The sequence below is a fragment of the Nitrosomonas sp. Nm58 genome, from assembly GCF_900107335.1.
In the GTDB taxonomy this organism is placed as follows: domain Bacteria; phylum Pseudomonadota; class Gammaproteobacteria; order Burkholderiales; family Nitrosomonadaceae; genus Nitrosomonas.
This window is the reverse complement of sequence record NZ_FNPQ01000105.1, coordinates 1-2176: the sequence shown is the minus strand read 5'-3', so window position 1 is coordinate 2176 and position 2176 is coordinate 1. Positions and strand designations below refer to the sequence as shown.

Sequence of the window (2176 nt, the reverse complement as noted above, 5' to 3'; positions counted from 1 at the left end):
AGCAGCAACGAAGATGGCTTAAGCGGCGCCAAGCCGTGGAGCCCGCGATCGGGCATCTCAAATCAGATCACCGAATGGATCGTTGCTGGTTACAGCGAAAACTGGGCGATGCGCTCCATGCAGTACTGTGTGCAACGGGTTACAACCTACGCTGGTTGCTGCGGGCAATGGTTCGCCTGGGGCTGAAGACGGCTTTTTTACGCATTTTATTGCTTCAGCTGGTCAATTCTATCAGGAGCGAACTTCTGACTGTTGATGTGAATACTCGGCATGCTAAATCTATATTAGCAGCCGGGTGAATTTTGCAGGGTCGACTATTTACGTGGTTTTAAAATACCGCTACTTTGGTATCTTGATGCCGGTTAGGGTAGTGGGCGTCCATTCCATTACCTCAATCTAAAGGATTCTTGAACGATTAAGAGACTTCAACTGAGGAAAATAGGTTGATATGACAATTACTACTGCAGCATTATATAGCCTGTCTGGGTTATCTATCTTGGACAGAAGAATTTTCACACAATATCGGGTAATTTTATTCATAGCGTAAGGCTTCTACTGGCTTTAATGAGGCTGCTTTTTTGGCAGGATAGAAGCCGAAAGATATGCCGATGACAGATACAAAAGTAAAAGCTAAGCCAATCATGCCGAGTGTAATGACGACTGGCATGTCTGCAATCTGACTTATCGTCCATGCTCCGCTGATTCCCAGCACTACACCCGTTAATCCACCTAAAATACAAATCATTAAAGCTTCTAGTAAAAATTGTGTAAGAATTGCACGCCGACTGGCGCCTATGGCCATGCGAATCCCAATTTCTCGGGTACGTTCTGTAACTGATACCAACATGATATTCATGATCCCGATGCCACCAACCAGCAATGAGATCGAGGCAATAGCTCCTAGCATCCATGCCATTATTTTGGCTGTAGTACTTGCAACGGCTGCTAGCGCTGTCAGGTTACGGACGGTAAAATCATTTTCCATCCTGTCAGAAAGACGGTGGCGTTGGCGGAGCAGACGAGTAATTTCCATTTCTGCTTCTTCCATCATATCCGCTGATTTTCCTTGAACCATCATATAGTTGATCGATCCAGGAAATTGATTGCCAAGAATTTGACGTTGGGCAGTGGTGAGGGGGATAAATACATTGTCATCCTGATCGCGTCCGCTAAGACTTTGACCCTTGACTGCAAGAACACCAACTACCAGAAATGGTCTATTGGCGATACGAAGCGTTTTTCCAGTGGGATCTTCTTTCCCAAATAGATTCTCAGCGGTTATCTTTCCCAGGACAGCAAGGCGTGTAGCAGAGCGTAAGTCTGCTTCAGAAAATATCGAACCATCCTCTATTTCCCAATTACTGACAGAAAAATAATCAGGAGTGACACCTGTTATCGTTGTGCTCCAGTTATTAGCGCCATAACTAAACTGGGCAATTCCGGAGACAACAGGTGCAGTCGCTTCAACCGAGGGTAATTCTGCAACGGCTTGCGCATCACCTGCAGTTAATGTTTTTACGCTGCCACTCCCAAACCGTAGTCCCCCTGAGGAGGTTGCACCCGGCACCACGAGCAAGAGGTGACTTCCCATAGAAGTTATTGTGTTACTAATATGGGCTTGAGCGCCTTGACCGATTGATAGCATTAATACCACAGCTGCAACACCAATGATCATACCAAGCATAGTCAGTCCCGTGCGTAGGCGATTGAGTCGCAGGGCGCGAAAGGCTTCATCGATAATGATCAGCAGATTCATGATTAAGTTGTAATTTTATTATTATCTGAAGTTTCACGCTTTTTTATGGATCGATGATTCAATTCTCTGGAATTTTTGGATTAACGGGGTTTTTTCTTGAATGACAAGATAGCGCTGATATTAACCCTGTTGCATGCAGGGTAAAAATCGAAATTTATCATTTAAATACAGTAACATATGATTGCAGCAACGCACGGTTTTGTTATAATTTCATCTGTTAAGTAATTGAAACCAATAACAAAACAGGCATCGCTGCATGTTCATTCTACGCAACATCTTCTTTCCCCTCCAGCAGGAATTTAATCACCGTTGCAAAGGCGATGAACGAGGTGTCTGGTTTGTTTATACGCTCCTGGCTGTTATCACCCATTTCACTTCTTCACGCAGCGCCAACCTATTACGATGCTTACAGACATTGTT

At 44.6% G+C, this 2176-nt stretch carries 1 protein-coding gene and 1 pseudogene; one reads left to right on the top strand and one right to left on the bottom strand.

Features of this window, described 5'->3' with window-relative positions; genetic code table 11:
- Positions 1 to 299, top strand: a pseudogene (locus BLW34_RS17200) (hypothetical protein); the annotation flags it as partial.
- A 233-nt stretch (positions 300 to 532) separates the two neighbouring features.
- Here the strand turns inward: BLW34_RS17200 and BLW34_RS15195 are convergent.
- Complete coding sequence (locus tag BLW34_RS15195; protein ID WP_090581377.1) at positions 533 to 1756, bottom strand: ABC transporter permease; 1224 nt, start codon at positions 1754 to 1756, stop codon at positions 533 to 535.
- Positions 1757 to 2176: the final 420 nt, after the last annotated feature.

What these genes read in the sequence shown, in the direction of transcription:
- BLW34_RS15195 (WP_090581377.1), bottom strand. Translation starts at nt 1,756, where the DNA reads ATGAATCTGCTGATCATTATCGATGAAGCCTTTCGCGCCCTGCGACTC.